The sequence below is a fragment of the Duganella sp. GW821-FHT01E12 genome (assembly GCF_059422325.1).
On record NZ_JBWKWR010000005.1, the window covers coordinates 193,747 to 219,699 of the forward strand.

Genomic DNA, 25,953 nt, shown 5'->3' on the forward strand with positions numbered 1-25,953 from the left:
GTGTTCTCCTCGTTAGTTTAAGTTTTTAAGTACCGTCGTCAGCTTTCCAAAAAGTTCGTCGATGTGTTTTTTCTCCAGCACCAGCGGTGGCGACAGAGCAATGATGTCGCCGGTGGTGCGTATCAGGATGCCGTCAGCAAAGGCCTGCTTGAACGCGGCGAAGGCGCGCGCGCCCGGCTTGCCGGCGATGGGCGCCAGCTCGATGCCGGCGATCAGGCCGATGGTGCGGATGTCGATCACGTGCGGCAGGCCCTTGAGCGAGTGCACCGCGTCGGCCCAGTACTCGGCCATGCCGGCGGCGTGTTCGAGGATCTTCTGTTCCTTGAACACTTCCAGCGTCGCCAGCGAGGCGGCACAAGCCACCGGGTGGCCCGAGTAGGTGTAGCCGTGGAACAGTTCAATGCCGGCCGGCGCTTCCATGAAGGCGTCGTAGATGAACTTCTTGCTGAACACCGCGCCCATCGGGATCACGCCGTTGGTCAGTCCTTTGGCGGTGGTCATCATGTCCGGCTCGACGTCGAAGTAGTCGGCCGCGAACGGCGTGGTCAAACGGCCGAAGCCCGTGATCACTTCGTCGAAGATCAGCAGGATGCCGTGCTTGGTGCACAGCTCGCGCAAGCGCTTGAGGTAACCCTTGGGCGGTATCAGCACGCCGGTGGAGCCGGCCACCGGCTCGACGATGACGGCGGCGATGGTCGACGCGTCATGCAGCGCGACGATGCGTTCCAGTTCGTCGGCCAGCTCGGTGCCATATTCCGGCTCGCCGCGCGTGTAGGCGTTCTTCTCCAGGTTGTGCGTGTGCGGCAGGTGATCGACACCAGGCAGCATCACGCCGTACGGCTTGCGGTTGCCGGCGATGCCGCCCACCGAGATGCCGCCGAAGCCCACGCCGTGGTAGCCGCGCTCGCGGCCGATCAGGCGCGTGCGGCTCGCCTCCCCGCGCGCCTTGTGGTACGCCAGCGCGATCTTCAGCGCGGTGTCCACCGCCTCGGAACCGGAGTTGGTGTAGAACACCTGGCCGAATTTGTGGTTGGTGTACTCCATCAGTTTTTCGGCCAGGTCGAAGGCGGCCGGATGGCCCATCTGGAAGGTCGGCGCGAAATCGAGCTGGCCCACCATCTCGCGCACGGCGGCGACGATCTTGGGCTGGGCGTGGCCGCACGGCACGCACCACAGGCCGGCGGTGCCGTCGAGGATGGTGTTGCCGTCCACGTCCTTGTAGTACATGCCTTCCGCCGACACCAGCAGGCGCGGATGGGCCTTGAAATCACGGTTGTTGGTAAATGGCATCCAGAAGGACGCCATCGATTCAGGTCTGGACTCGTTCATGCACATCTCCTAGGAACTGACTTGCGGATTTTTTTTGACGAACCGTAAAAAAATTTACCAGTTGGCAAAATGATGATGCAATAATAGACAGCGCAACAACTATGGCACAGATACACAAATATCAAAACTGTCCAACCGTACTGGCAACAAAAACACTACAGTTTTGCTTTCCGCAGCAAATGGAGTCAAGGATGGAACCAGCGATTTCTGTGATCGATCAAACCGACTGCGCGCCCGAAGCGGCGGGCTGGCCGGCGCTCGCCATAGAGCGCAGCAAGAAAGGCAGCCTGGTCGAGCAGATTGTCGCGGCCATCAGCGCCATGGTGGGACGCAGGGAGTTGCGTGTAGGAACGAAAATGCCGTCGGTGCGGCAATTCGCGAAGTGTAATGGCATCAGCACCTTTACAGTTGTCGAGTCCTATGACCGGCTGGTGACGCTGGGACTGTTGTCATCGCGCCGCGGTTCCGGCTATTTCGTGGCCCGCCAGGACGTGCCGGCCACGCTGCTGCCGTCCATGCTGCAGGCCACGCCGACCGCCATCGACGCCCTCACCCCCGACCTGTACTCCGGCACCTCCGAGGCGCTGGCCGTGGGCGCGGGCTGGCTGCCGCCGGAGTGGTACGGCGAAGACACCATCCTCGACGCCGTGCGCCAGGCGATGCGCATCCCTGCCACGCGGCTGCGCGGCTACGGCCACCCGCTGGGCTTTCCCTCGCTGCGGCAGCAGCTGTCTGCCACGCTGAGCGACGAGCTGTTCCCGGTCGAACCGGAACAGGTGCTGCTGACCCACGGCGCCACCCATGCCTTCGACCTGATCCTGCGCACTCTGACCAAGCCGGGCGACACCGTGTTTGTCGAGGACCCCGGCTACAGCAACCTGCTGTCGCTGATACGCCACCACGGCTGCGTGCCGGTCGGCATACCGCGCGGCGAGCATGGCCTGGATTTCGACACGCTGGCCAGGCAGGCCGCGCAAACCCAGCCCAAGCTCATGTTCGTCAACACGGTGCTGCAAAACCCGCTGGGCACCTCGCTCAGCGCGGCGCAGGCGCACCGCCTGCTGGGTCTCGCCGAGCAGTTCGATTTCTGGCTGGTGGAGGACGACATCTACCGCGAGCTGGCGCCGCGCGGCGAGGCCTCGCTGGCGGCCATGGACGGCCTGCGGCGCGTGATCCGCGTCGGCAGCTTCTCCAAGACGCTGTCGCCGGTGCTGCGGGTGGGTTCGATCTGCGCCTCGGCCTCGCTGATCCCCGAGCTGCTGCGGGTGAAGATGCTGGCCGGCCTGACCACCTCCGAGATCAACGAGCGCGCCGTCTACCACGCCATCACTGCGCGGCCCTACAAGCGCATGGTGGACAAGCTGGCCGCGCAGCTGGAGGCCGGCCGCGAACGCGCCATCGACAGCCTGCGCAGCGTCGGCATGGAGCCGCTGGCGCGTCCGCGCGGCGGCATGTTCGTCAGCGCCGGCTGGAACCAGGCGCCGAGCGCCGAATGGAACGGCAAGATCATCGCCGACCTGGCGCTCAAGTCCGGCATCCTGTTGTCGCCGTGCGATTTCTTCATGCTGCGCGCACCGGAATCGATCTGGTTCCGCTTCAACGTCGCCTACACCGACCACCCACAACTCCTGACCTTCCTGAGACTCACATGCCGACAGCAAAACTGAATGCCGAGCCAGCGCCGAAGATCAAACGGCGCGTTCTCAATCGCGACAAACTGGAAGCCGACATCGCCGCCGAGGCGGTGCGGGTGTTCGCCGAATGCGGCTACGAGGGCACGTCGATCGCCACCGTGGCGGAGAACGCCGGCCTGTCGAAGCAGAACCTGATGTACTACTTCCCCACCAAGCAGGCGCTGTACCAGCGCGTGCTGGACGAGGTGCTGGACGACTGGCTGGAACGGATGGAGAACCTGGCCTCCGGCGACCAGGACCCGCGCGACGTGCTGCGCACCTACGTGCAGGCCAAGCTGAAGTTCTCGCGCGAGCAGCCGTGGGCCTCGCGCGTGTACGCGATGGAGGTGATCAGCGGCGCGCAGCTGTACGGCGCGCAGATCCAGAACCGCGTGGTGCCGCTGGTGCGCAAGGATATCGAGGTGTTCGAGAAGTGGATCAGCGAAGGCAAGATCGCGCCGATCAACGCGACCCATCTGCTGTTCGCCATCTGGGCGATGACGCAGTCCTATGCGGACTTTTCGGCGCAGATGGCGCTGGTGTTGAACCGCAAGCAGCTGACCAAGAAAGACTTCGACGATGCCGAGAAGGTCATCGTCGATATGGTGCTGTCGGCGATCAGCGTGCCGCAGCCTGCTTGCGGCGGTGCGCCATGAAGCCCACCAGGCCCAGGCCTGCCAGCATCATCGCGTAGGTTTCCGGTTCCGGCACGGCGGTGGTGTAACCCTGCACGTCGACCACCTTGAAGAAGTGGTCGGCGTTGATCTGCACCGACGAGCTCCACGAATTGACAATCACACTGCCGTCGATCACGCCGCTGCCGCCATCCACGGTGGCCAGTGGCGCCAGGATGTTGCCGGTCACGCCGGTATGGACGCCCAGGTCGGTCGCCTGGTAGAAGTTGAACAGCACGTTGTAGTTCTCGAAGCCCTGGTAGCCGCCGTTGAAGCTGCCCTTGTCGCCGCTGATGTTGAGGATCAGCGTGGAGCCGGCGTTCAGGTTGCTGAAGTTGAAGTACGAGACTTTCGACAGCGTCTTGGCGTCGATGTCGATCACTTCCACGCCCTTGTTGCTGCCGGCGATATTCAGGCCGCCCCACTGCTCGGTGGCGGTGCCGGTGGTCGACAGCTTGGACAGCGAGGACGAGGTGGCCGTCAGCTGGCCGGCCAGCGCGCCCATGTTGACGGGCGCGGTGCCGGTCTTGATCTTCGAATACAGGTCGACGCTCTGGGTCAGGCTGGCCTTGCCGCCGACGAAGGTGTCGCCGTTCTTGATCGAGCCGCTGGTGAATTTCAGGTCGCGGCCGGCGATCAGCGAATAGCTGCCGAAGGCGTCTACGTTGTTGGCATTGACGGAGTAATTGGCCAGCTGCACATCGCGGCCGGCCATGATGGCGCCTTCGACGTCGGCGCTGGGCGCCTTGAAGTCGGTGAACGCGAACACATTGGCGCCGTGCAGCCCCAGATCCAGCACGGCAGCCTGCGCGCTTCCCAGGGAAGCGATGGCAAGAACGACAGCGGAAACAGCGGTTTTCGTGACAGCGACCATGAATAGTTCCTTGATAGCAATTTAAATTACCTCAAGGATACCATAAATTATTCGCGAGTAAACACTTCAGCCCTGTTTTTTGCGGCGGCGCAGCATCGTTCCCATCACGCCCAGGCCGGCCAGCAGCATGGCGTAGGACTCCGGTTCCGGCACCGGCGCGGACGGCACCGTGCCGGTAAAACTCTGCAGGTGGATCTCGCCGAACTGGTTCAGCGTGCGCGCGAACACGCCGCCTTCGACGTTGGCGCCGCCGACGTTGCTGAAGGTGCCGTCCGCCACCAGCACCTGGCCGCCGAAGGTGCGGCCGACGGTGACGCTGTTGTCGTGGCCGGCAAAGTTCCAGATCAGCTTACTACCCAGCGCCTGCGCCTGGTTGAAATTGGCGTTCAGGCTCAGGTTGCTGTCGTCGGTGTTGAAGATCACCGTGCTGGCGCCGCCCAGGTCGAACGAAATGTCGGTCACCTTGTTCGAGAAGATCTTGCTGTCCTCGTGGGTCAGGTCGAACACCAGCACGCCGTTGACGGCGGTGCCGCTCAGCAGCACGTTGCTGTCGTTGTTGCTGTAGGTGACCTTGGTGCCGGCCGTCGCGTGCAGCGCGGACAGCTGGCTCGACAGGCCGGTCATCACCGCGCCGAAATTGGTCGAGGTCGAAGCGGCCAGCGTGCTGTTCATGACGCCGGTCGGCGCGGCCAGCACGTTGTTGTGGTTGGTGTTGACGTAGCTGCCCGCGTGCGCGCCGCCGTTGAAATTGACGCTGCTGGCGGTGCCGGCCACCCAGGCGTCGCCGTTGAAGCTGGAGCCGCTCGCGGAGCCGCCCACGTAGGACGAGCCGCTGTTGACGTTGATGCCGTTGGCGTCGCCGCCGGTCACCAGGCCCAGGCCGTTCACGTGCACGTTGCCGCTCAGGGTGCCGCCCACGGTCAGGCCGGCGTACGCCGAGGCTGGCGTGTCGTGCACGTGCTGCACGTAATCGCCGCCGTTGGCGTTCAAGCCCACGTAGCTGCGGCCGTCGACGTGGGAAGTGGAGGTCAGGTTGCCGCTCACCACTACGTTGAACTGTTGCAGCATCTGGTTGGCGGTCAACGGCGCCGCGCCGGCGGTTCCGGACAACAGGGTTGCGGCGGCTACGGCGATGCAGGTGCGAGCGATCATGGGGCTGTCCTCGGGAGATGTTAGAAGGTTAATATATATTATTTTAATTGTATCATTATTTTCCTACCATCAGTATTATGAAAATCACCAACGGGCGTATGAAATCCGCTAAGCTGGCAAGCCGTCCCCCAAAAAAAGATCGAGTATGACCAGCTTCGACCCCTTCCAGTTGCACACCGCCCGCCTGACCCTGCGCTTCGTCGAGACCGGCGACGCCGACGCCCTGTTCCGCCTGTTCTCCGATCCGGTGGCGCTGCGCTACTGGAGCAGCGGCCCCTGGCTGCACCCCGCCCAGGCCGCCGACAACATCGAACAAACCCTCAAGGGTTACCAGGACGGCAGCGCGCTGCGCCTGGCGATGGTGCTGCCGGACGGCGAACTGATCGGCACCGTCACGCTGTACGCCTTCGACCGCCGCAACCACCGCTGCGACATCGGCTACATGCTGGCGCGGCCGCACTGGGGGCAGCGCTACATGCAGGAAGCGCTGGCCGCGCTGATCGCCTACGGCTTCGGCCCGCTGGAATTGCACCGCATCGAGGCCGATATCCATCCCGACAACATTGCCTCCGGCCGCATCCTGGAGGGCCTGCACTTCCAGCGCGAAGGCCTGTTGCGCGAGCGCTGGTTCGTCGGCGGCGAAATCTCGGACAGCGTGATCTACGGCCTGCTGCGCAGCGACTGGAACGCGGCAACAAGCGTTACGCAGCAGCACTGAATCACCCGCCGCTTATCCTCTGGAATAGCCGGCCATCCCGCTCAAACCGCAGTTGATCGGAATCCGCAACAGCGCGCCGCCAGGCTTTGCTACAGTGATTTCATCGCAACGATTTTGATGGAGCCTCAAATGAGTAAATTGAACAGCCAGGCCGTGATGGATCTGATGGAAGAAATCTTCCACGCCTTCGCGCAGACCGTGCGCTACGGCGTGCGGCTGGTGCGGCGCATGTCGCCGCCGGCGCTGCTGGGCGCCGCGCTGATCCTGGCCTTCATCCTCAGCATCCTGCCGCTGGCGCTGGTGCTGTTCGCCTTCTTCATGCTGCTGAAGATCGCCGTCGGCGTGTGCGTGGTCGGCGGCCGGCGCCAGCGCCGCCGCCAGGAGCGCCAGCAATGAAAAAGCGGGGGCTGGCCAAGGCCGGCTACGACAACGCCAAGAGCCTGCTCGACATCGTCCGCGAGATCGGCGAAACCGCCACCAGCATGTGGTGGCGCTTCTTCGACTGGCTGGCGCAGGTGGAATGGCGCAAGCTGATGATGGTGTGGCTGCTGTTGCTGCTGTTCGGCCTGACGCCGTTCGGCCTGCCCAAGCAGACCGCCGCCTTCATCGCGCTGTCGCTGGGCCTGAAGGTGCTGGCCGGCGGCAAGCGCAAGGCCGAGCTCGAGGCGCGCGACGCTACCAGCCACGCCGACGAGGAAGGCATGGAGCGGCGCGTGGTCGAGGCGCGCATGGCGGCCCTGCAGGCGCAGGTCGAGCCGCACTTTCTGTTCAACACGCTCGCGCTGATCGGCCAGCTGATCGAGACCGATCCGCCGCAGGCCGCGCGCATCCACCAGAACCTGATCGACTACCTGCGCGCCACCTTGCCGCAGATGCGCGCCAAGGGCAGCGGCACGCTGGGCCGGCAGATCGAGATGTCGCGCGCCTACCTGGCCATCATGCAGGCGCGCATGGGGGCACGGCTGGCGGTGTCGGTCGACGTGCCACCGGAAATGCTGAGCGCCACCTTCCCGGTGATGATGCTGCAGATCCTGATCGAGAACGCCATCAAGCACGGACTGGAGCCGAAGATCGAGGGCGGCCGCATCGACATCCGCGCCAGCGTCGACGGCGCCATGCTGCAGGTGGACGTGCTGGACGACGGCATCGGTTTCAATCTGCACGCCGGCGACGGCATCGGCTTGGCCAATGTGCGCGAGCGCTTGCGCATCCTGTACGGCAACCGCGCGCAGCTGGTGATCGAAGCGCCGCTGACCGGCGGCACGCGCGCCAGCATCCGCATCCCGTATGCACCGGATATTTTCGCTGGGAGCACCAAATGAATATCGCCACACCGGGCGGCCAGCGCCGCGCCACCGCGCTGATCGCCGACGACGAGGAACCGATGCGCCGCCAGCTGCGCGCGCGGCTGCTGGAGGCGTGGCCGGGGCTGGAGATCGTCGCCGAAGCGGCCAACGGCATCGAGGCCGTGGCGCTGGCCGGGCAGTATCAGCCGGACATCGTGTTCCTCGACATCCGCATGCCCGGCCTGTCCGGCATCGAGGCGGCGCGCATGCTGTTCAACCGCTGCCACCTGGTGTTCGTGACGGCCTACGACCAGTATGCGATCGAGGCCTTCGAACAGGGCGCGCTCGATTACCTGCTCAAGCCGGCCGGCGGCGAACGCTTGAAGACCACCTGCGCGCGGCTGCAAACGCTGATCGGCCAGCAGCCGTCCAACATCGAACGGCAACTGAGCCAGCTGCTGTCGGCCCAGAGCAAGCCGGCCGCCAAGCCGGAATACCTGCGCTGGATACAGGCGGTGGTCGGCAACAACCTGCGCATGATCAGCACGCGCGAAGTGCTGTTCTTCCGCGCCGACGAAAAGTACACGCGGGTGCAGACCGCGCAGGCCGAGGTGTTGATACGCAAAACGCTGAAGGAGCTGGCCGACGAACTGGACCCGGACGAATTCTGGCGCATCCACCGCTCGACACTGGTGCGTGTCGACGCCATCGAAGAAGTCACGCGCGACTTGCGCGGACGGCAGATGGTCAAGATCCGCAACTTCAGCGAGCAGCTGGAAGTCAGCCGGGGCAATACCCATTTATTCCAGCAAATGTAATCTCCGTCTGATCGTTATCAATATATACTTTGTCGCGTCGTCCGGCCGCACTAGTCCGACGAACGAATGGAGTTATTGGTGATCGAATCTGTTCCATACCACGACAGGGAGATAGCAATGTCCAGCATACCCAAGCAAACCCGCTGCAACGTCATTCCATGCATGCGCTACCGCGACGCGCCAGCCGCCATCGACTGGCTGTGCACGACTTTCGGCTTTGAAGCGACGCTGGTGGTGCCGAACGAAGACGGCAGCATCGCGCACGCGCAACTCAGTTTCGGCAACAGCATGATCATGCTCGGATCGGTGTTCGACACCGAGTTCGGGCGCCTGATGAAACAGCCGTCCGAGATCGGCCAGTTCAACACGCAAAGCTCCTACCTGGTGGTCAACAACGCCGATCAGGTGTACGACCGCGTGAAGCAGGCCGGCGGCGATATCCTGCTCGATATCAAAGACGAAGAATACGGCGGCCGCGGCTTCACCTGCCGCGACCCCGAGGGCCACATCTGGAGCATCGGCACCTACGATCCGGAAGATTAGGCCAGCGCGGCGATCAGGTCCTGATCGGCCACCTGGGTAGGCCGGATGCGGATGATGTTGCGGTACAGCGGCGGCATGGCGGCACACAGCGAGGCCAGTTCGGCTTCCGGCATGCCCGGCAGTACGTACTGGAACTGCGCCGGATTTTTCAACGGCAGCGGGCCTTCCATCGTCGAGCCGTAGGCGCCCAGGTTCATGAAGCTGATCGCGCTGCTGTCCGGCCCTCTGGCGAAGACGAAGGTGCCGTCCTTCGGATGGCCGAGATACTGGCGCACCTCCTCCTGCTGCGCCGGCGTGGCGCCGGCCATCAGCTTGTAGCGCAGCTGCGCATAGGCGCGCGTGGTTTCCATGAAGGCGCTGCGTATGCCCGACTGCGACATCCGCCCCGGCATGCACAGCAGCAGGTTGCCGAACGAATCCAGCAAGGCCACCGCGTCCCCTGCCCCGCCGTGTTCGCGGTCGCGCGCCATCGCTTGCAGCAGGAAGGGCGCCAGGCCGGCGTCCGGCTGCTGCGGCGTGCAGCGGTAGGCCAGCGCATCCGGATACAGCTGGCGCAGGGCATGCACGATGGCGTGATCGGGCGCCAGCGTCAGCGGGCATTTCAATTGTTGTTGCGGCAGGTCGGTGTTGAACAACTCGATCACCTCGCCCGACGTGGCCTCGAACACCAATGAGCATAAGGCCTGCGTCGGTTCGGAGATGGTTTTGCCGATGAAGAAGGACTTCGGCGCGGCACCCGTCGCGGCGCGCGCGTACAGCGAGGAGCCGAGGATGGCCGGATAGCTGAACGTCGCTTCGGCCTGCGGCCGCAACGCTTCCGGCAGCGCGTCGAAGGTGGCGCTGGTGTCGTAGTTGAGTCCTGCGCTTTTGTCCGGCGCGGCCACCACCACGTTGAAGCCGCCCGCCAGTATCGCGCCGCTGCACATGCAGCACGGGTCGAGCGAGGTGACGATGGTGATGTCCTGCGGCTCCGGCAGCTCGCGGCCCTTGGCGCGTTCGGCGTAGTACCAGTCGATCAACTGGCGTTCGCCGTGCGCGGTCGGATCGAAGATCAGGCCCTGCTTGATGACGTTGTTGTGCAGCGATTGCAGCACGTTGCCGTGCTGGTCGAGCATCAAGCCGCCGACGCCGAAGGTGCCCTGCGTTTTGGCGGCGATAGCCTCCGCCGCCGCGATCGCGACGGCGGCCTGCACGTCGATTGTCTTCTTGAAGGCCAAGTCTTATTTCTTCTTCAGGTCAGCGCCGCCGAAGGCGTTCGGCAGTTGTTCGGCTGCCGTGGTTTCGTAGATGTCGCCTTTGAGGTTGGTCAGCAGCACCGGCAGCTCGTTGCCGCCCAACTCCAGCACCACCTGGCGGCAGGCGCCGCACGGTGCGATAGGGCCGTCGGTTTCGCCGATGACCACCAGCTGCGAGAAGTCGCCCGGTTTGTAGCCGTGCGCGAAAGCGCTGAAGAAGGCGGTGCGTTCGGCGCAGTTGCACAAGCCGTAGGATGCGTTTTCCACGTTACAGCCGTGGAAGACCTTGCCGTCGTTGGTCAGCAGCGCGGCGCCGACCTTGAAGTTGGAGTACGGCGTGTAAGCCTTCAGGCGCGCGGCTGCGGCTTCGGCGATCAGTTCTTGCTTGTTCATTGCGTGCTCCAGGATCAAGGACGGATGGTGCGGTAGATGACCGGATTCGCGGCCGGTGCGGCGGCTGCGATCTGGTAGGCTGCCTGGATTTCGCGGATCGCCTGCTCGGCAGCTTCCTGCGTGCGCGCGTGAACCATCGCCAGCGGTTGGCCGGCTTCGATCTTGTCGCCCAGGCCAATCAGGTCGGTCAAGCCGACAGCGTAGTCGATCGGATCGGCCGCGCGGCGACGGCCGCCGCCCAAGCTCACCACGGCCAGGCCGATGTCGCGGCAGTTGGCGGTGGCGGCGTAGCCGGAAACCAGCGCAGGCGCCGGCACGACGATAGGCGAACGCTCCAGGTACTTGTCCGGATTTTCCATCAGGTCGGCCGGGCCTCCCAGCGCCACCACCATGCGCGAGAAGCGCTCTGCCGCTTCGCCGCTGTCCAGCGATGCCTGCAGCTTGGTGCGCGCCTCTTCTTCGGTGGCGGCCAGTTTGCCCAGCACCAGCATCTCGGCGCACAGCGCCATCGTCACTTCGTGCAGGCGCGCGGGGCGCGATTTTCCGCTCAGGTAGTCCAGCGCGCCGCGTACCTCCAGCGCGTTGCCGGCGTATGGCGCCAGCGATTCGTTCATGTCGGTCAGGATGGCCGACGTCATCATGCCGGCGCCGTTGCCGACCTTGACGATGCTGTCCGCCAGTTCGACCGATTTTTCGTAGGTCGGCATGAAGGCGCCGCTGCCCACCTTGACGTCCATCGCCAGCGCGTCCAGGCCCGCCGACAGCTTCTTCGACAGGATGGAGCCGGTGATCATGGCCACCGATTCCACGGTGGCGGTGACGTCGCGCACGCCGTAGAATATCTTGTCCGACGGCGCCAGCGACGAGGTCTGGCCGATGATGGCGACGCCGACTTCCTTGACCACTTTGCGGAACAGTTCATTGGTCGGCACGGTGCTGTAGCCGGGGATGGAGTCGAACTTGTCCAGCGTGCCGCCGGTGTGGCCCAAGCCACGGCCGGAGATCATCGGCACGAAGCCGCCGCAGGCCGCGACCATGGGGCCGAGCAGCAGCGAGACCACGTCGCCCACGCCGCCGGTGGAGTGCTTGTCGACCACCGGGCCTGGCAGATCCAGCGAGCGCCAGTCCAGCACTTCACCGGAATCGCGCATCGCCAGCGTGAAGGCGACGCGTTCGTCCATGGTCATGTCGTTGAAGTAGACCGCCATCGCCAGCGCGGCGATCTGGCCTTCGGTGACGCGGTTCGAGGTGATGCCGCCGACGAAGAACTGGATCTCTTCGGCGGACAGGACGCCGCCGTCACGCTTCTTGCGAATGATCTCTTGAGGTAAGAACATGGAATTCTCCGCTTTGAATTATTGGGTGTTGAAAGCACAAGGGCGGGTCCGCAGACCCGCCCGTAGTACCTGATGTCTAATTAAACGCCGTATGGAATCCAGACGTTCTTGACTTGCGATACATGCGCCAGAACTGCGCGGCCGCCGGATTGCGCGGTGCTGTACCAGTCGCGCCCTTTCGCGCCGCCGACCCAGGTGCGCTTGAGCGAAGCGGCCGACAGGCGCTCCACTTCAGCACAACCTTCGGCCGAACCGTCATGGCGCCATACCGCGTCGATGTCCGAGTGCGTCGCCAGCGTGCGCGCCAGTTCGTCGGCGGAACCGGTGATGATGTTGATCACACCATCCGGCAGGTCCGACGTATCGAGCACCTGATACAGATCGGTGGCCGACAGCGGATGCGCTTCCGAAGGCACCACCACCACGCGGTTGCCCAGCGCGATAGCCGGCGCCACCAGCGAGATGAAGCCCAGCAGCGGCGCTTCGTTCGGGCACACGATGCCGATCACGCCGACCGGTTCGTTCAGCGCCACGGTGATGCCGTGCATCGGCGGCTGGTGCGCCAGGCCGTCGTACTTGTCGGCCCATGCCGCGTAGTAGAACAGGCGCTCGATCGAAGCCTGCACTTCCTTCTCCGCGTTCTTGGAGCCGGTCATCGCGGCGATGCGGGCAGCGAATTCTTCGCCGCGCGCGGCCAGGTTTTCGGCGATGTAGTACAGCACCTGCGCGCGGTTGTGCGACGTGGCTTTCGCCCAGCCGCCGGCCTTGTGCGCCGCTTCCACCGCGTTGCGGATGTCCTTGCGATTGCCTTCGCCGACTTCGGCGATGAATGCACCGTCGGCGCCATGGATGGCGCGGCTGTAGGCGCCGTCAGGGCGGGCCTGCTTGCCGCCGATGTACAACTTGGCCGTGCGGTCGATGGCGAACGCGCCACCTGCCGCCGGCGCGGCCGCCTTGGCCTTGGCCTTGGCTTCAACAACCGGCGTCGCTGGACGCGCATCTTCCGATTTTGCGGTCAGGTATTCGTACATGCCTTCACGGCCACCCTCGCGGCCGAAGCCGGATTCGCGGTAGCCGCCGAAGCCGCAAGCGGCGTCGAACTGGTTGGCGGTGTTAATCCATACCACGCCAGCCTTGATCTGCGGCGCGACGTCCAGCGCCAGCGAGATGTTCTCGCTCCAGACGCAGGCGGCCAGGCCGTAGACGGTGTTGTTCGCCAGTTGCACGGCTTCCGGCGGAGTGCGGAAGCTCATCGCCACCAGCACTGGTCCGAAGATTTCGGCCTGCGCCACGGCGGCGGAAGTCGACGCGCCGGTGATCAGCGTCGGCGGGAACCACGAGCCGTTGGCCGGGATTTCGCATGCAGGCTGATAGACCTCGCAACCTTCGGCGCGGGCCGATTCCACCAGGCCGGCGATGCGCTGCTGCTGCACCGGATCGACCAGCGCGCCGATGTCCATCGACTTGTCCAGCGGCGAGCCGAGGGTCAGCTTGTCCATGCGGGCGCGCAGCTTGGCCAGGAATTTGTCCTGCACCGATTCCTGCACCAGCAGGCGAGAACCCGCGCAGCATACCTGCCCTTGATTGAACCAGATCGAATCGACCAGGCCTTCAACGGCGGCGTCCAGGTCCGCATCATCGAAGACGATGAACGGCGACTTGCCGCCCAGTTCCAGCGACAGCTTCTTGCCGCTGCCGGCGGTGGCGATGCGAATCAGGCGGCCCACTTCGGTCGAACCGGTGAAGGCCAGCTTGTCGATGCCAGGATGGTTGACGATGGCTTCGCCCACGCGGCCATCGCCGGTGACGATGTTCACCACGCCGGCAGGCACGCCGGCCTGCACGCATATCTCGGCGAACAGCATCGCGGTCAGCGACGTGAATTCGGCCGGCTTGAAGACGATGGTGTTACCGGCGGCCATGGCCGGCGCGATTTTCCACGACAGCATCAGCAGCGGGAAATTCCACGGCACGATCTGGCCAACCACGCCGACGGCGCGGTAGTCCGCGAATTCCTCGGCCTGCAGTTGCGCCCAACCGGCGTGGTAGTAGAAGTGGCGCGCCACCAGCGGCAAATCGACGTCGCGGGTTTCGCGGATGGTCTTGCCGTTGTCCAGCGTCTCCAGCACGGCGAACAGGCGCGCGTGCTTCTGCATCAGGCGCGCCAGCGAGTACATGACCTTTGCGCGGCCATGGCCGCCCAGTGCCTGCCAGCCCGGCTGCGCTGCGCGCGCTGCCGCCACGGCGCGATCGACGTCGCTGCCGGTGGCCTGGGTCAGGTCGGCCAGCTTGGCCGCATCGGCTGGATTGGTCGAGGCGAACAGTTCGCCCGGCTCGCTCCACTGGTTGTCGATGAACAGGCCGAAGGTGCGGCCATGCTGCTCCAGCCACGCTTGCGCTTCTTTCGTGCTTTCCGGTGCTGGGCCGTATTCCATGGTATTCAGGATCTCTTTAATTGATGGCATGACGTGTCCGTATTCTTATGGTTGCGCGTGGCGATGTGCGGCGGAGTAGTTGCCGGTCACATAGTGCTCAAGCTGACGCTCGATGTCGGTCAGCAGGCTGGATGCGCCGATGCGGAACAGGTGCGGCTCCAGCCACTCGTTGCCCAGTTCTTCCTTCATCAGCGACAGGTACTGCAGCGCGGCCTTGGCCGTGCCCACGCCGCCCGCAGGCTTGTAGCCGATCTTGAAGCCGGTCTGCTCGTGGTAGTCGCGGATCGCGCGCACCATCGTCAGCGATACCGGGATCGTCGCGTTGACCGGCTCTTTGCCGGTGGAGGTCTTGATGAAGTCCGCGCCGGCCATCATGCAGACCCACGAGGCCTTGGCCACGTTTTCCAGCGTGACCAGTTCACCGGTCGCCAGGATCGCCTTGACGTGCGCTTCGCCGCAGGCCTTGCGATAGGCCAGCATCTCGTCGTACAGCGCTTGCCAGTTGCCCGTCAAAACGTGCTGGCGGGTGATGACGATATCGATCTCGGTCGCGCCGGCGGCCACCGACAATTCGATCTCGCGCACCTTGGTTTCCATGCTGGTCAGGCCAGCCGGGAAGCCGGTCGACACGGCGGCGATGGGCAGGCGGCCTTGCAGCACCTGCACCGCAGGCTTGATCATCTCGTGGTACACGCAGACGGCGCCGGTGGTCAGCTTGTAGTCCTGCAGACCCATGGCCTCGACCAGGTCCGAACGCAGCGGACGCATGGCCTTCATGCACAGGCGCTCGACGCGGCCCGGAGTATCGTCGCCAGACAGCGTGGTCAGGTCGATCAGGCCGATGGCCTTGACCAGCCATGCGGCCTGGTATTCCTTCTTCACCGTGCGGCGGTTCGCCAGACTGGCGGCGCGGCGGTCGGCCGCGCTCTTGTTGATGTGGATGTGATTGATCCAGCCCAGGTCCAGTGGGACCGCTTCGTTGCGTTTGAAGTCGGTAATGATGGTCATAACAGATTGCTTCCGTGGGAAAGTGGTTTGACGCCGAGGTGATGGGCCAGCGTCTGGCCGATATCGGAGAAGGTTTCGGAGATGGGCAGCTTCTGCGCCTTCACGCCCGGGCCGAAGAAGATCATCGGGATATGCTCGCGGGTATGGTCGGAGCCAGGCCAGGTCGGATCGCAGCCATGGTCTGCGGTGATCACCACCAGGTCGCCCTCTTTCAGCTTGGCGATGAACTCGGGCAGGCGCGCATCCATCTCGTGCAGCGCGTTCGAGTAGCCGGTGACGTCGCGGCGGTGGCCGAAGGCCTGGTCGAAGTCGACGAAGTTCACGAAGGTCAGCGACTTGTCGCCGGCTTCCTCTTCCACCTTCATCAGCGCGTCGAACAGCGCCATGTTGTCCTTGCCCTTGACCAGGCGCGATACGCCCTGGGTCGCGAAGATGTCGCTGATCTTACCGAGGGCGATGACTTCGCCGCCGTCGTTCTTCACGTGGTCCAGCAGCGTAGGCGCCGGCGGTGCGACCGCGTAGTCGTGGCGGTTGGTGGTGCGGGTGTAGTTGCCGTTGGCGCCGACGAACGGACGCGCGATCACGCGGCCGATGTTGTATGGCTCGACCAACTTAAAGGCGATCTCGCAGATTTCATACAGGCGCTCCAGGCCGAACGATTCCTCGTGCGCGGCGATCTGCAGCACCGAATCGGCGGAGGTGTAGATGATAGGCTTACCGCTGGCGACATGTTCGTCGCCGTGCTTGTTGATGATCTCCGTGCCCGAAGCGTGGCAGTCGCCCAGGAAGCCCGGCACACCGGCCAGCTGCTGCAGCTTGGCGGTCAGCTCGGCCGGGAACGACGGCACGGTTTTCGGGAAGTAGCCCCAATCGAATTCCACCGGCACGCCGGCGATTTCCCAGTGGCCGGACTGCGTGTCCTTGCCGGTCGAACGTTCGCGCGCGGCGCCGTAGGCGGCGGTAAAGCCTTCGCGCTGTTCGAAGCCTGCGGCCCACTGGCCGCTGGCGGTATGGGCGGCTGCGGCCAGGCCCAGTTTTTCCATGGTCGGCAGCGACATCGGCTTGCCGCTTTTGGCGGCCCACTCGGCGATGTGGCCGAAGGTGTTGGCGCCGACGTCGTTGTACTTCGCGGCATCGGGCGTGGCGCCCAGACCGAACGAATCGAGCAAGAGGATAAATGCGCGTTTCATAATTTCGAACTCCTATAAAGCAGAAGGGGCGGACCAGCCGCCCCCTCGGGAATCTTACGCCTGCGGCGTTTTGGCCACGTTGGCCAGGAAGCCCAGGATCACTTCAATCAGCGAGGTCGCCGCGACGGCCGCGTATTTCAGCGTCTGCTCGTGCGACAGCGGGAACGGCGACAGGCCTTCGGCCAGGTTGGTGATGGCCGACACGCCGACCACTTTCAAACCGCAGTGACGGGCCGACACCACTTCCGGCACCACCGACATGCCGACCATGTCCGCACCCAGCGTCTTGAAGGCGCGGATTTCGGCAGGGGTCTCGAAGTTAGGACCGGCGTAGGCGATGTACACGCCGTCGTGCAGGGTGATGTTCTTCTCTTTGGCCGAAGTGTGCAGCAGCGCGCGCAGGTCGGCGTCGTAGGCGTTGGCCATGCTGAAGAAGCGCGGGCCGAAGCGCTCGTCGTTCGGGCCCATCATCGGGGTGCCCGGCAGGTAGTTGATATGGTCGGTCAGCGCCACCAGCGAGCCGGCGTCGACTTCGGTGCGCAGCGAACCTGCGGCGTTGGTCACGAACAGCATCTCGCAGCCCAGCAGCTTCATGGTGCGCACGGCGCTGGTCATCACGCCCAGGCCGTAGCCCTCGTAGACGTGGCCGCGGCCCTTCATGCACACCACCGACACGCCCGACAGGGTGCCGATCACCAGTTCGCCGGCGTGGCCGTGCACGGTGCTGATCGGGAAGCCTGGCAGCTCGTTGAAGCTGATGGTGACCGCGTCGGTCATTTTTTCCGCCAGCACGCCGAGGCCGGAACCCAGAATCATGGCGATGCGCGGCTTGAAGCCCGCAGGGACACGGGCGCGAATGATGTCAGCGGCCTGGAATGGGGAATTATTAGACATGGTTATCCTCTGTTTTTCTGTTGTGGCTGGGGAAGCTGACACTATGCATCATCGTCCATATGTATGGCAAATACCATTTTTCTTCAGCATTTATACTAAAGCGATATAAATCGGAGGTATTATAAATCAAGGCAAACTTAGCCGCAGTGCGCGATTGACTTGATTTGGACAAATGTTTACCATTATGGACAAATGTTTTAGCGAGTATCCTGTGACCGATTCCTCCAAAAAGGACCAGCTCTATGCGCTGATCCGCGCCAACCCCTTCATCTCCCAGCAGGATCTGGCGGTGGAACTGCGCCTGTCGCGCTCCGCCGTGGCCGGCCACATCGCCGGCCTGATCCGCGAACGGCGCCTGCTGGGCCGCGCCTACGTGCTGCCGGACAAGCGTCCGGTGATGTGCATAGGCGCCGCCAACCTGGACCGCAAGCTGCGCACCATCGCCCCCATGCAGCTGGGCACCTCCAATCCCGCCACCGCCGAGGAAGTGTTCGGCGGCGTGGCGCGCAACATCGCCGAAAACCTGTCGCGCCTGAACCTGCCGACCGCGCTGCTGACCGCCGTGGGCGACGACGTGGCCGGCCGCAGCCTGCAGGACCACGCCGAAAACGCCGGCATCGACACGCGCGGCACGCTCAAGCTGCCCGACACGCAGACCGGCACCTACACCGCCATCCTCGACGACGCCGGCGAGCTGGTGGTGGCGCTGGCCGACATGGCGCTGTACGACCGCATCTCCCCGGACTATCTGGCCAGCCGCCAGCCGCAGCGCTCCGCCGCCGCGATGACGGTGGTCGACCTGAACCTGCCGGCCGACAGCATCGCCCTGCTGCTGGCCAGCGCCCGCGCCGACAACGTGCCGCTGGTGATCGTGGCGGTGTCGCAGCCGAAGATGGCGCGCCTGCCGGCCGACCTGCGCGGCCTGCGCCTGCTGATCCTCAACCGCGGCGAGCTGGAAACCCGCGCCGGCCGCGCGCTGCCGACCGAGGCCGACGTGCGCGCCGCCTGCCGCGAGGTGCAGGCCGAGGGCGCGCAGGACGTCATCGTCACCTGCGGCAGCCAGGGCGTGTTCCACACCCGCGACGGCGAGCTGGTTTGGCTGGCCGCGCACCAGGTGGAGGTGGTCGACGTGACCGGTGCCGGCGACGCCTTCTCGGCCGCCGTCTGCTGGTCGCTGTACCAGGGCAGCCAGGATCTGACGCTGGCCTGCCGCCGCGGCCTGAAGGTGGCCGCGATGACGCTCGAATCCCAGGAGACGGTGTCGCCCATGCTGGCCGCCGATGTCCTCGACGAGATCCACGACTTCGACCTGTCGGCGGAATACAACCCGCCGCTGTTCCCCAACAAGGCTTAAGGAACCACACCATGCACCAATACCTGCTGTTTTCGCCCGAAGTGGCGGCCGCCCGCGCCGCCGGCAAACCCATCGTCGCGCTGGAGTCGACCATCATCTCGCACGGCATGCCGTATCCGCAGAACGTGCAGATGGCGCGTGAGGTGGAACAGATCATCCGCGACGGCGGCGCCGTGCCGGCCACCATCGCCATCATCGGCGGCAAGATCTGCGTCGGCCTGTCGGAAGCGCAGCTGGAACTGCTGGGCACCTCGCCCGACGCCATGAAGGTCAGCCGACGCGACCTGCCCTACGTGCTGGCGCAATCGAAGCTGGGCGCCACCACCGTGGCGGCGACCATGATCTGCGCCGAACTGGCGGGCATCTCCGTGTTCGTCACCGGCGGCATCGGCGGCGTGCATCGCGGCGCCGAGACCAGCTTCGACATCTCGGCCGACCTGCAGGAGCTGGCGCGGACGTCGGTGGCGGTGGTGTGCGCCGGCGTCAAGTCCATCCTCGACATCGGCCTGACGCTGGAATACCTGGAGACGCACGGCGTGCCGGTGGTCAGCGTGGGTCAGCGCGGCTTCCCCGCCTTCTTCACGCGCGAGAGCGGCTTCAACGCCGACTTCCAGCTCGACACGCCGGCCGAGCAGGCGGCCTTCATCCACGCCAAGTGGCAGCTGGGCCTCAAGGGCGGCGTGGTGGTCAGCAATCCGGTGCCGGCCGACGAAGCGATGCCGAAGGCGGAGATCGACGCCATCACCGCGCAAGCCTTGCAGGAGGCCGATGCGCAAGGCGTCACCGGCAAGAACGTCACGCCCTTCCTGCTCAGCCGCATCAAGCAGCTGACCGAGGGCCGCAGCCTGGCGACCAATATCGCGCTGGTGAAGAACAACGCCCGCTGCGGCGCCGCGCTGGCCCTGGCCATGCACGCACACTGACATCGTCCCACATCGCCCAAAGAACGCCATGTCCATCGATCTGAAACAACTAAAGTACTTCCTCGCCGTCGCAGAAGAAAAGAGTTTCAGCCGCGCCGCCGAGCGCCTGCACATTTCGCAGCCGCCTTTGAGCCAGCAGATCATGAAGCTGGAAAGTGAACTGGGCGTGAAGCTGTTCGCCCGCACCACCCGCACCTTCGAGCTGACGGTGGCCGGCAAGGCGCTGATGGGCGAAGCGTCCGACCTGCTGGGCAAGATGCGCATGACCATCGACACCATCCGCCAGATCGACCGCGGCGAAGTGGGCCGGCTGCGGGTGGGCATCGTCGGCTCGGCGATGTGGGGGCCGATACCGAGTTTGCTGGAAGAGTTCCAGACCAAGTTCCCGCGCGTGAGCTGGACCCTGCACGAACTGGGTCCGACGCTGCAGCACGAGGCGCTGCGCGCCAAGCAGATCGACGTGGGTTTCTGGCGCGAGCCGAAGCTGGACGAGGACGACCTGAAAAACGACAACCTGCGCCAGGAGCTGTGCTTCCGGGAGGACGTGTGCGTGGCCATCAACGAGCATCATCCGCTGGCCAAGCAGGAGGCGATCGAACTGACCGACATCGCCGACGAACCGATGCTCACGCTGGCGCTGGACAAGTCGTCCTTCCCGCGCTACCTGATTCAATGCTGTGTGAAGGCCGGCTTCCAGCCGACCATATTCCAGGAGGCGTCCGAGCCGCAGACGCTGCTGGCGATGGTGGGTGCGGGCCTGGGTGTGGCGCTGCTGCCGGAGACCACCAGCCGTATCGGCTGGCCGGGCGTGGTGTTCCTGCCGATCCGTACCAATCCGCCGTCGGCGAACCTGTACATCACCTACACCACGCTGGACGACGCGCCGGTGGTGCGGGCTTTCCTCAATATCCTCAACCCCGTCAAGCCTGGCGCTTAGTGGGTGACGCCGCCCGCTTCGCGCATGTCCACATCGTGGGCCATCGTGGTGCGGATGGCGATGCGCAGGCCTTCGATCATATCCTCCAGCTTCATGCTGGCCGCCCCCGGATGCGCCGCCGCCTGTTGCGGCAGATACGGAATGTGGATAAAGCCGGCGCGCATGGTCGTGCCCCATTCGTGCGCCTGATGCATCAGGCTATAGAACACGTGGTTGCACACATACGTGCCTGCCGACTGCGACACCGACGACGGCAGCCCCGCCTCGCGCAGCGCATGCACGATGGCCTTGATCGGCAGCGTGGCAAAGTAGGCCGCCGGGCCGTTGGTGACGATGGGCTGGTCGACGATCTGCCGCTTCTGGTTGTCGGCGATGGGCGCGTCGTCGATGTTGATGGCGATGCGCTCCACCGACAGATCGACCCGGCCGCCGGCCTGCCCGACCGCGATCACGATGCTGGGTTGTAGTTCTTCCACCGCCTGGTGCAGCATCTTGCTGGCATGCCCGAAAACACAGGGCAGCTGGCGCGCGTGGACCACGAAGTCGCCTTCGTGCCATTCCGAGAGAGCCCGCACCGCTTCCCACGAAGGGTTGATGGTCTCCTTGTTAAACGGCTCGAAACCGGTCAACAATATTATCTTTTTCATCTACATAGACTCCAATTGCAGCGCTTGTTTGTGCGCTACTCTACCCCAAGTCACATGTCCGTCACATGTTCATTAGAAAATAAAGAAGTGCTATATTAGCAATCAATAGAGGCAACGCGGTACCCACTTGTATCTTCACGACGGCGTTCTTGTCGGGCAGTTCCAACAGCGCGGCGGGCACGATGTTGAAGTTCGCCGCCATCGGCGTCATCAAGGTGCCGCAGTAGGCGCTGAACATGCCGATGGCCGCCATCACCGCCGGATTGGCGTGGTACACGCCGACCAGCACCGGGATGCCGACCCCGCCCGCTATCACCGGAAACGCCGCGAAGCCGTTGCCCATGATGACCGTGAACAGCGCCATGCCGATGCAGTACACCGCCACCGCCACCAGCCGCACGTCGAGGTTGATGTAGGACGTGACCACGTGCGCCACCGCCTTGCCCATGCCTGCCTCGGTGAACAGCAGGCCAAGCACCGCCAGCATGTGCGGCAGCACCACCGCCCAGCCCAGATGGTCGATCAGGCGGCGCGATTCGCGCATCGCCTGCATCGGCGTGGCGCGCGTCAGCCAGCACGCGGTGGCCACCGCGAACAGCGAACCGCACCCCAGGCTGGCCAAGGTGGCGTTCTTCGGATCGAGCAGCAGCAGGCCGCCCAGGTGCACGTCCTTGAGCAGCGTCGAGCCGACCACCGTGGTGGCGGGGATGATCAGCGCCGGTATCAGCAAACGATGGCCGAGCCGCTGCGCGCTGCCCTTGCGCTCTTCCGGCGTGCGCTCGCCGTAGCGTCCCAGCGCCACGCCGCCGAAGCCGGCGATCAGCGCCATCACCACCATCAGCACGCCCGCCGCCACCGGCGGCAGCAGGTCGCCGGCCAGATAGATCACGGCGTACAAGAACCAGAACAAAGCGCTCGACCAGCGCTTGGGATTATGCCGGTCGGTCAGCGACATGTACGCGACCAGCAGCAGCATCGCGCCCAGCACATAGAAGAAGTATTCGAGCTTGAGGATCATGCCGGCTCCTTCACCGCCAGCATGGCGCGGGCGATCTGCGCGTCGAGCCGGTGCAGGCGCCAGGAGTGGATGAGGAAGGCCGTCACCGCAGTCGGTATGCCCCACAGCGCCATGTGCAGCGGATCGACCTCCAACCCTTCGCCACGCAGGATGGTCTGCATCAGCAGGATGGCGCCGAAGGCCACGAACACGTCCTCGCCGAAGAACAGGCCGACGTTGTCGGTGGCGGCGGACATGGCGCGGATGCGGTGCCGCAGCTCCTCGGTCAGCGCCGGGTAGCGCACTTCGGCGGCGCCCTCCGCCATCGGCGCGATCAGTGGACGCACCATGTTCGGATGGCCGCCGATGCTGGTCAGGCCGAAGGCGGCGCTGATCTCGCGGATCGCCAGGTAGACGATCAGCAGGCGGCCGGTGGTGGCGGACTTGATGCGGGCGATCGACGCCTGCGCGTGCTCCTTCAGCCCGAAGCGCTCCAGCAGGCCGATGGCCGCCAGCGGCAGCAGCAGGATCAATGGCAGGTTGCGGGTCTTGATGAAGGCCGTGCCCAGGGTGGCGAGCAGGTGCTCGACCGGCATGGCGGCGGCCAAGCCGGTGACGGCGCAAGCCACGATCACCACCAGCACCGGATGCGCGCGCAGGGCGAAGCCCAGAATAATGACGGCCACGCCGAGCAGCGGCCACAAATTAACGACGGTATGATTCACGAATCAGGCTCCATCAATAAAAAAAATCCCCGCACATCTTACGATGCGCGGGGATTTTCACATAGCGGTCAATTCTTTAGAAATTAACCTTGAAGGTGCCGCCCCAGGTGCGCGGCTCGTTCAGCATGCCGGTCAGGTTGTCGAAGTCGATGGCGCCGATGACCACGCGCTTGTCGGTGATGTTGCGGCCGAACAGCGCTGCTTCGTATTTGCCGTTGCCCCACTTGTAGCCTGCGCGTACGCCGCCTTCAACCAGCGACTTGGCCTTGTATTCAGGCGCCTCGTACAGGAAGAAGTTGTAGCTGCTGCGGTAGGTCCAGTCGGTGTAGGCATAGAACTCGCCGTTGCCGATGTCCTTGCTGTACTTCAGGGTGAAGTTCAGCTGGGTCTTCGGCGCGCGCGGCAGCGGGTTGCCGTTGATGCGCGATACGCCGGCGATGTTCGGATCCATATTGGTCGGGGAGCAGCCGCTGGCGTGGGTCGGATTGTTGCCATAGTTGCCGCAGTACTGCACGAACAGGTTAGGATCCTTGATTTCGGTGTCGTTGTAGCTGCCGCCCAGGGTCATGCTGAACTCGTCGCTCAGGTTGGCCTGGAAGTCCACTTCAACGCCCTGGCCGGTCACTTTCTCAGCGTTGATCAGCTGGTTCATGTTGACCGAGCCGCTACCGGCGGTCAGCTGCTTGTCCTTGACGCGGTACTGGAACACCGACGCGCTCAGGCGGGCGCGCTTGTCGAACAAGTCCTGCTTGATGCCGGCTTCATACGACAGCGCTTTTTCGGCGCCGGCGAACGATGGCTTGTCGCCCAGGCCGTTCAGGCGGCCCTGCATCGACGGCGCGCGGTAGCCGGTGGCCACGCGGGCGAACAGGTTGGTGGTCTTGTTCAGCTCATAGGTGCCGCTCAAGTCCCAGCTCAGGTTGTGCGAGGTGTTGTCGATCTCGAACGGGCCGGACATCAGAGGCGGTTCGTAGCGCACGGCCGAGAAGTCCTTCTTGTCGGTGGTGTAGCGCAGGCCGCCGCGTACCTTCAGCTTGTCGCTGACGGTGTAGTTCAGCGAACCGAAGGCAGCCCACGATTTGGCGTGCTGGAACTGCTGCGCGTAGGCGGCGTTCTGCGGATTGCTTGGCGCGAAGGAGTTGAAGCTGATCGAATCGATCTGGATGTCTTCGTTGAAGAAGAACAGGCCGCCGATCCACTGCAGCGGACCCTTGTAGTTCGACTCGGCGCGGAACTCCTGCGAGAACTGCTTGTGGTTAGGCAGCAGGTCGGCGGTCTCGACCGGGAACGGAATCGCGCCAGGACCGGCCGGCAGCACCTGGCAGCCGCCGATGTTGCAGCCGTAGCCCCCGTCCACGTCGGCGCGGCTGTTGAACTTCAGCGTTTCGTAGCCGGTGATCGAGTGCAGCGTGATGTCGTCCAGGTTGTACTTCAGGCGGATGTTGCCGCCCTTGGTGGTCAGCTTCTGGTAGTTGACGCCGTCGGTCGGGTAGGAGCTGTAGTCGAAGCCGTCCACCAGGTCGTTGGTGCCCTTCTTGATGATGTTGGCGCGGAACAGCGTGGCGCTGCCGTGGTAATCACGCTCGTGGTAGTTGAACAGCGCGCTGAAGTCCTTGCTCGGCTTGACCAGCGCCTGCAGGCGGAAGGCGTTGTCGCCGTAGCCTTCGAAGTCCTGGGTGCCCTTGTTCGGGGTTGGATTGGTGTTGTGCACACGGTCGCCACGGTGCTGGCTGGTGCCGGAGAAGCGCAGTGCGACCACATCGTTGACCGGGATGTTGAACATGCCTTCGGCGGTCTTGGACGAGTAGTTGCCCACGCCCAGGGTCAGGTAGCCCTCTTGTTTGAAGACCGGCTTGGCCGAGTCGAACTTGATCACGCCGGCCGGCGAGTTGCGGCCGAACAGCGTGCCCTGCGGGCCGCGCAGCACTTCGACCTGGTCCACGTCGAACACCGGGAAGCCTTTCAGCATGGCGTTTTCCTGGACGATGTCATCCATCACCAGGCCGACCGGCTGGGAAGCGTTCAGGTCGAAGTCGGTGTTGCCCAGGCCGCGGATGTAGAAGCGCGGGAAGGTGCGGCCGTAGTCCGATTCCACGTTGACGGACGGCGAGCGGCCGGCCAGGAAGCGGATGTCGGCGGCGCCCGAGGTCAGCACGTCGAGCTTGTCGCCCTTGAGCGTGGCGATCGACATCGGCACGTCCTTGATGTTTTCCGCGCGGCGCTGGGCGGTCACGATCACGGTTTCCAGTTGGCCTTTGGTGGCGGTGTCCGGGGCGTCGGCCGCCGGCTGGCCCGCTGCGACTGCGGCCTCCGCTTCGGCGGCCATCGCCGCGTGCAGAGGGAATGCGCTTGCAACAGCCAGCGCGATCAGCGATCGCACTGCGTAACCACTACTTTTTTTGCTCATGAGTCCTGCTCCCTATTGTGTAGGCAAGGTTGAAATATCAATCCAGAAGCTCGCCTTCGCCGCTGACCGCAGCGGGCGATGTCTTTGTTTTAATTGGTAAAAATGTATCGGAACTACGGTGTTTCGCATAAGAATATGCAAACTACCAACCATGCTAGCATGGAAAAAAATGGCAGAAACTCACTTTTCTACGGATTCGATTCATATCAATTTTATATAAATAGCTAAATAAAATCGAATTTGTCGTACATATCGACGCTGATGCATAGTAGTGGACGGCCCGCCGAATGGGCCGTTTAGTAAGCGGAAACGCCCCTGCGCACAGGTAAATGATTGATTTCCAAGACCAGGCCGGTTGCCCTGAAAGCCCCGAGCCATGCGGGAAGTTATTTATCCAACAAGCA

The 25,953-nt window shown here is 64.2% G+C and carries 23 protein-coding genes and 2 pseudogenes; 10 read left to right on the forward strand and 15 right to left on the reverse strand.

The window, feature by feature from the left end; all coding sequences use genetic code 11:
- Window positions 1-12: 12 nt before the first annotated feature.
- Entirely contained in the window at window positions 13-1,329 is a 1,317-nt protein-coding gene (gene aptA, locus AC07WS_RS16625; RefSeq protein WP_494730157.1) for an omega-aminotransferase AptA, read from the reverse strand.
- Between the two features lie 191 nt (window positions 1,330-1,520).
- On the opposite strand from aptA, the gene AC07WS_RS16630 reads away from it, so the two are divergent.
- Window positions 1,521-2,996 carry an aminotransferase-like domain-containing protein gene (locus AC07WS_RS16630; RefSeq protein ID WP_494730158.1) on the forward strand — a complete coding sequence of 492 codons (1,476 nt, stop codon included), beginning with the start codon at window positions 1,521-1,523 and terminating at the stop codon, window positions 2,994-2,996.
- Window positions 2,978-3,658 carry a TetR family transcriptional regulator C-terminal domain-containing protein gene (locus AC07WS_RS16635; protein ID WP_494730159.1) on the forward strand — a complete coding sequence of 227 codons (681 nt, stop codon included), beginning with the start codon at window positions 2,978-2,980 and terminating at the stop codon, window positions 3,656-3,658. Before AC07WS_RS16630 ends, AC07WS_RS16635 begins: the two co-directional genes overlap by 19 nt.
- Here the strand turns inward: AC07WS_RS16635 and AC07WS_RS16640 are convergent.
- From AC07WS_RS16640 to AC07WS_RS16650, 3 genes and pseudogenes are all read right to left on the reverse strand, one after another.
- Window positions 3,621-3,722: pseudogene (locus AC07WS_RS16640) on the reverse strand (FxDxF family PEP-CTERM protein); the annotation flags it as partial. The gene AC07WS_RS16635 and the pseudogene AC07WS_RS16640 overlap by 38 nt on opposite strands.
- 39 nt (window positions 3,723-3,761) lie before the next feature.
- A pseudogene (locus AC07WS_RS16645) lies at window positions 3,762-4,550 on the reverse strand (choice-of-anchor A family protein); the annotation flags it as partial.
- Between the two features lie 66 nt (window positions 4,551-4,616).
- Complete coding sequence (locus AC07WS_RS16650) at window positions 4,617-5,702, reverse strand: collagen-binding domain-containing protein (RefSeq protein ID WP_494730160.1); 1,086 nt, start codon at window positions 5,700-5,702, stop codon at window positions 4,617-4,619.
- 145 nt (window positions 5,703-5,847) lie between these two features.
- Between AC07WS_RS16650 and AC07WS_RS16655 the strand changes: the two genes are divergently transcribed.
- The 5 genes from AC07WS_RS16655 to AC07WS_RS16675 all read left to right on the forward strand — a co-directional run bounded on the left by AC07WS_RS16655 (window position 5,848) and on the right by AC07WS_RS16675 (window position 9,067).
- On the forward strand, window positions 5,848-6,420 hold the full coding sequence (locus tag AC07WS_RS16655; RefSeq protein ID WP_494730161.1) for a GNAT family N-acetyltransferase: 573 nt from the start codon (window positions 5,848-5,850) through the stop codon (window positions 6,418-6,420).
- A 129-nt stretch (window positions 6,421-6,549) separates the two neighbouring features.
- Complete coding sequence (locus AC07WS_RS16660; RefSeq protein WP_494730162.1) at window positions 6,550-6,816, forward strand: hypothetical protein; 267 nt, start codon at window positions 6,550-6,552, stop codon at window positions 6,814-6,816.
- Complete coding sequence (locus AC07WS_RS16665) at window positions 6,813-7,742, forward strand: sensor histidine kinase (protein ID WP_494730163.1); 930 nt, start codon at window positions 6,813-6,815, stop codon at window positions 7,740-7,742. Before AC07WS_RS16660 ends, AC07WS_RS16665 begins: the two co-directional genes overlap by 4 nt.
- The gene (locus tag AC07WS_RS16670; protein ID WP_494730164.1) at window positions 7,739-8,524 is read left to right on the forward strand and encodes a LytR/AlgR family response regulator transcription factor; all 786 of its coding nucleotides are present in this window, start codon (window positions 7,739-7,741) and stop codon (window positions 8,522-8,524) included. The genes AC07WS_RS16665 and AC07WS_RS16670 overlap by 4 nt, the downstream gene beginning before the upstream one ends.
- 117 nt (window positions 8,525-8,641) lie before the next feature.
- Entirely contained in the window at window positions 8,642-9,067 is a 426-nt protein-coding gene (locus AC07WS_RS16675) for a VOC family protein (RefSeq protein WP_494730165.1), read from the forward strand.
- Here AC07WS_RS16675 and AC07WS_RS16680 read toward each other — a convergent pair.
- The 7 genes from AC07WS_RS16680 to xapA all read right to left on the reverse strand — a co-directional run bounded on the left by AC07WS_RS16680 (window position 9,064) and on the right by xapA (window position 17,559).
- Complete coding sequence (locus AC07WS_RS16680; RefSeq protein WP_494730166.1) at window positions 9,064-10,284, reverse strand: nucleoside deaminase; 1,221 nt, start codon at window positions 10,282-10,284, stop codon at window positions 9,064-9,066. The genes AC07WS_RS16675 and AC07WS_RS16680 overlap by 4 nt on opposite strands.
- A gap of 3 nt (window positions 10,285-10,287) precedes the next feature.
- Complete coding sequence (locus tag AC07WS_RS16685; protein ID WP_486066391.1) at window positions 10,288-10,695, reverse strand: cytidine deaminase; 408 nt, start codon at window positions 10,693-10,695, stop codon at window positions 10,288-10,290.
- A 14-nt stretch (window positions 10,696-10,709) separates the two neighbouring features.
- Window positions 10,710-12,032, reverse strand: a complete 1,323-nt coding sequence (gene deoA, locus AC07WS_RS16690) for a thymidine phosphorylase (RefSeq protein WP_494730167.1) — start codon at window positions 12,030-12,032, stop codon at window positions 10,710-10,712.
- Between the two features lie 80 nt (window positions 12,033-12,112).
- Window positions 12,113-14,497: an aldehyde dehydrogenase family protein gene (locus AC07WS_RS16695; protein ID WP_494730168.1), complete on the reverse strand. Its 2,385-nt coding sequence runs from the start codon at window positions 14,495-14,497 to the stop codon at window positions 12,113-12,115.
- Between the two features lie 15 nt (window positions 14,498-14,512).
- A complete protein-coding gene (gene deoC, locus AC07WS_RS16700) occupies window positions 14,513-15,475 on the reverse strand; it encodes a deoxyribose-phosphate aldolase (protein WP_494730169.1) in 963 nt (320 codons plus the stop codon).
- Window positions 15,472-16,665: a phosphopentomutase gene (locus tag AC07WS_RS16705; protein ID WP_494730170.1), complete on the reverse strand. Its 1,194-nt coding sequence runs from the start codon at window positions 16,663-16,665 to the stop codon at window positions 15,472-15,474. Before AC07WS_RS16705 ends, deoC begins: the two co-directional genes overlap by 4 nt.
- 54 nt (window positions 16,666-16,719) lie before the next feature.
- Complete coding sequence (gene xapA, locus AC07WS_RS16710; RefSeq protein WP_494730171.1) at window positions 16,720-17,559, reverse strand: xanthosine phosphorylase; 840 nt, start codon at window positions 17,557-17,559, stop codon at window positions 16,720-16,722.
- A gap of 211 nt (window positions 17,560-17,770) precedes the next feature.
- Here xapA and AC07WS_RS16715 point away from each other — a divergent pair, with 211 nt between their 5' ends.
- The 3 genes from AC07WS_RS16715 to AC07WS_RS16725 are packed head-to-tail and all read left to right on the forward strand — an operon-like array spanning window position 17,771 to window position 20,773.
- On the forward strand, window positions 17,771-18,913 hold the full coding sequence (locus AC07WS_RS16715; RefSeq protein ID WP_494730172.1) for a carbohydrate kinase: 1,143 nt from the start codon (window positions 17,771-17,773) through the stop codon (window positions 18,911-18,913).
- Between the two features lie 11 nt (window positions 18,914-18,924).
- On the forward strand, window positions 18,925-19,836 hold the full coding sequence (locus AC07WS_RS16720; RefSeq protein WP_494730173.1) for a pseudouridine-5'-phosphate glycosidase: 912 nt from the start codon (window positions 18,925-18,927) through the stop codon (window positions 19,834-19,836).
- A gap of 28 nt (window positions 19,837-19,864) precedes the next feature.
- The gene (locus AC07WS_RS16725) at window positions 19,865-20,773 is read left to right on the forward strand and encodes a LysR family transcriptional regulator (protein ID WP_494730174.1); all 909 of its coding nucleotides are present in this window, start codon (window positions 19,865-19,867) and stop codon (window positions 20,771-20,773) included.
- Here the strand turns inward: AC07WS_RS16725 and pcp are convergent.
- From pcp to AC07WS_RS16745, 4 genes are all read right to left on the reverse strand, one after another.
- Window positions 20,770-21,420 carry a pyroglutamyl-peptidase I gene (pcp, locus tag AC07WS_RS16730; RefSeq protein WP_494730175.1) on the reverse strand — a complete coding sequence of 217 codons (651 nt, stop codon included), beginning with the start codon at window positions 21,418-21,420 and terminating at the stop codon, window positions 20,770-20,772. The two genes, AC07WS_RS16725 and pcp, sit on opposite strands and share 4 nt — an antisense overlap.
- Before the next feature lie 61 nt (window positions 21,421-21,481).
- Window positions 21,482-22,438 carry a DUF979 domain-containing protein gene (locus AC07WS_RS16735; protein WP_494730176.1) on the reverse strand — a complete coding sequence of 319 codons (957 nt, stop codon included), beginning with the start codon at window positions 22,436-22,438 and terminating at the stop codon, window positions 21,482-21,484.
- Entirely contained in the window at window positions 22,435-23,142 is a 708-nt protein-coding gene (locus AC07WS_RS16740) for a DUF969 domain-containing protein (protein ID WP_494730177.1), read from the reverse strand. The genes AC07WS_RS16735 and AC07WS_RS16740 overlap by 4 nt, the downstream gene beginning before the upstream one ends.
- Before the next feature lie 76 nt (window positions 23,143-23,218).
- Window positions 23,219-25,549: a TonB-dependent receptor gene (locus AC07WS_RS16745; protein ID WP_494730178.1), complete on the reverse strand. Its 2,331-nt coding sequence runs from the start codon at window positions 25,547-25,549 to the stop codon at window positions 23,219-23,221.
- Between the last annotated feature and the right edge of the window lie 404 nt (window positions 25,550-25,953).

Bases quoted from the DNA above. Each gene is read 5' to 3' on its own strand.
- deoA (WP_494730167.1), bottom strand. From the start codon at position 12,032: ATGTTCTTACCTCAAGAGATCATTCGCAAGAAGCGTGACGGCGGCGTC.
- pcp (WP_494730175.1), bottom strand. From the start codon at position 21,420: ATGAAAAAGATAATATTGTTGACCGGTTTCGAGCCGTTTAACAAGGAG.
- AC07WS_RS16705 (WP_494730170.1), bottom strand. From the start codon at position 16,665: ATGAAACGCGCATTTATCCTCTTGCTCGATTCGTTCGGTCTGGGCGCC.
- AC07WS_RS16675 (WP_494730165.1), top strand. From the start codon at position 8,642: ATGTCCAGCATACCCAAGCAAACCCGCTGCAACGTCATTCCATGCATG.
- AC07WS_RS16650 (WP_494730160.1), bottom strand. From the start codon at position 5,702: ATGATCGCTCGCACCTGCATCGCCGTAGCCGCCGCAACCCTGTTGTCC.
- AC07WS_RS16665 (WP_494730163.1), top strand. From the start codon at position 6,813: ATGAAAAAGCGGGGGCTGGCCAAGGCCGGCTACGACAACGCCAAGAGC.
- AC07WS_RS16720 (WP_494730173.1), top strand. From the start codon at position 18,925: ATGCACCAATACCTGCTGTTTTCGCCCGAAGTGGCGGCCGCCCGCGCC.
- AC07WS_RS16735 (WP_494730176.1), bottom strand. From the start codon at position 22,438: ATGATCCTCAAGCTCGAATACTTCTTCTATGTGCTGGGCGCGATGCTG.
- AC07WS_RS16725 (WP_494730174.1), top strand. From the start codon at position 19,865: ATGTCCATCGATCTGAAACAACTAAAGTACTTCCTCGCCGTCGCAGAA.
- xapA (WP_494730171.1), bottom strand. From the start codon at position 17,559: ATGTCTAATAATTCCCCATTCCAGGCCGCTGACATCATTCGCGCCCGT.
- AC07WS_RS16685 (WP_486066391.1), bottom strand. From the start codon at position 10,695: ATGAACAAGCAAGAACTGATCGCCGAAGCCGCAGCCGCGCGCCTGAAG.
- AC07WS_RS16635 (WP_494730159.1), top strand. From the start codon at position 2,978: ATGCCGACAGCAAAACTGAATGCCGAGCCAGCGCCGAAGATCAAACGG.
- AC07WS_RS16745 (WP_494730178.1), bottom strand. From the start codon at position 25,549: ATGAGCAAAAAAAGTAGTGGTTACGCAGTGCGATCGCTGATCGCGCTG.
- aptA (WP_494730157.1), bottom strand. From the start codon at position 1,329: ATGAACGAGTCCAGACCTGAATCGATGGCGTCCTTCTGGATGCCATTT.
- AC07WS_RS16670 (WP_494730164.1), top strand. From the start codon at position 7,739: ATGAATATCGCCACACCGGGCGGCCAGCGCCGCGCCACCGCGCTGATC.
- AC07WS_RS16695 (WP_494730168.1), bottom strand. From the start codon at position 14,497: ATGCCATCAATTAAAGAGATCCTGAATACCATGGAATACGGCCCAGCA.
- AC07WS_RS16655 (WP_494730161.1), top strand. From the start codon at position 5,848: ATGACCAGCTTCGACCCCTTCCAGTTGCACACCGCCCGCCTGACCCTG.
- deoC (WP_494730169.1), bottom strand. From the start codon at position 15,475: ATGACCATCATTACCGACTTCAAACGCAACGAAGCGGTCCCACTGGAC.
- AC07WS_RS16660 (WP_494730162.1), top strand. From the start codon at position 6,550: ATGAGTAAATTGAACAGCCAGGCCGTGATGGATCTGATGGAAGAAATC.
- AC07WS_RS16630 (WP_494730158.1), top strand. From the start codon at position 1,521: ATGGAACCAGCGATTTCTGTGATCGATCAAACCGACTGCGCGCCCGAA.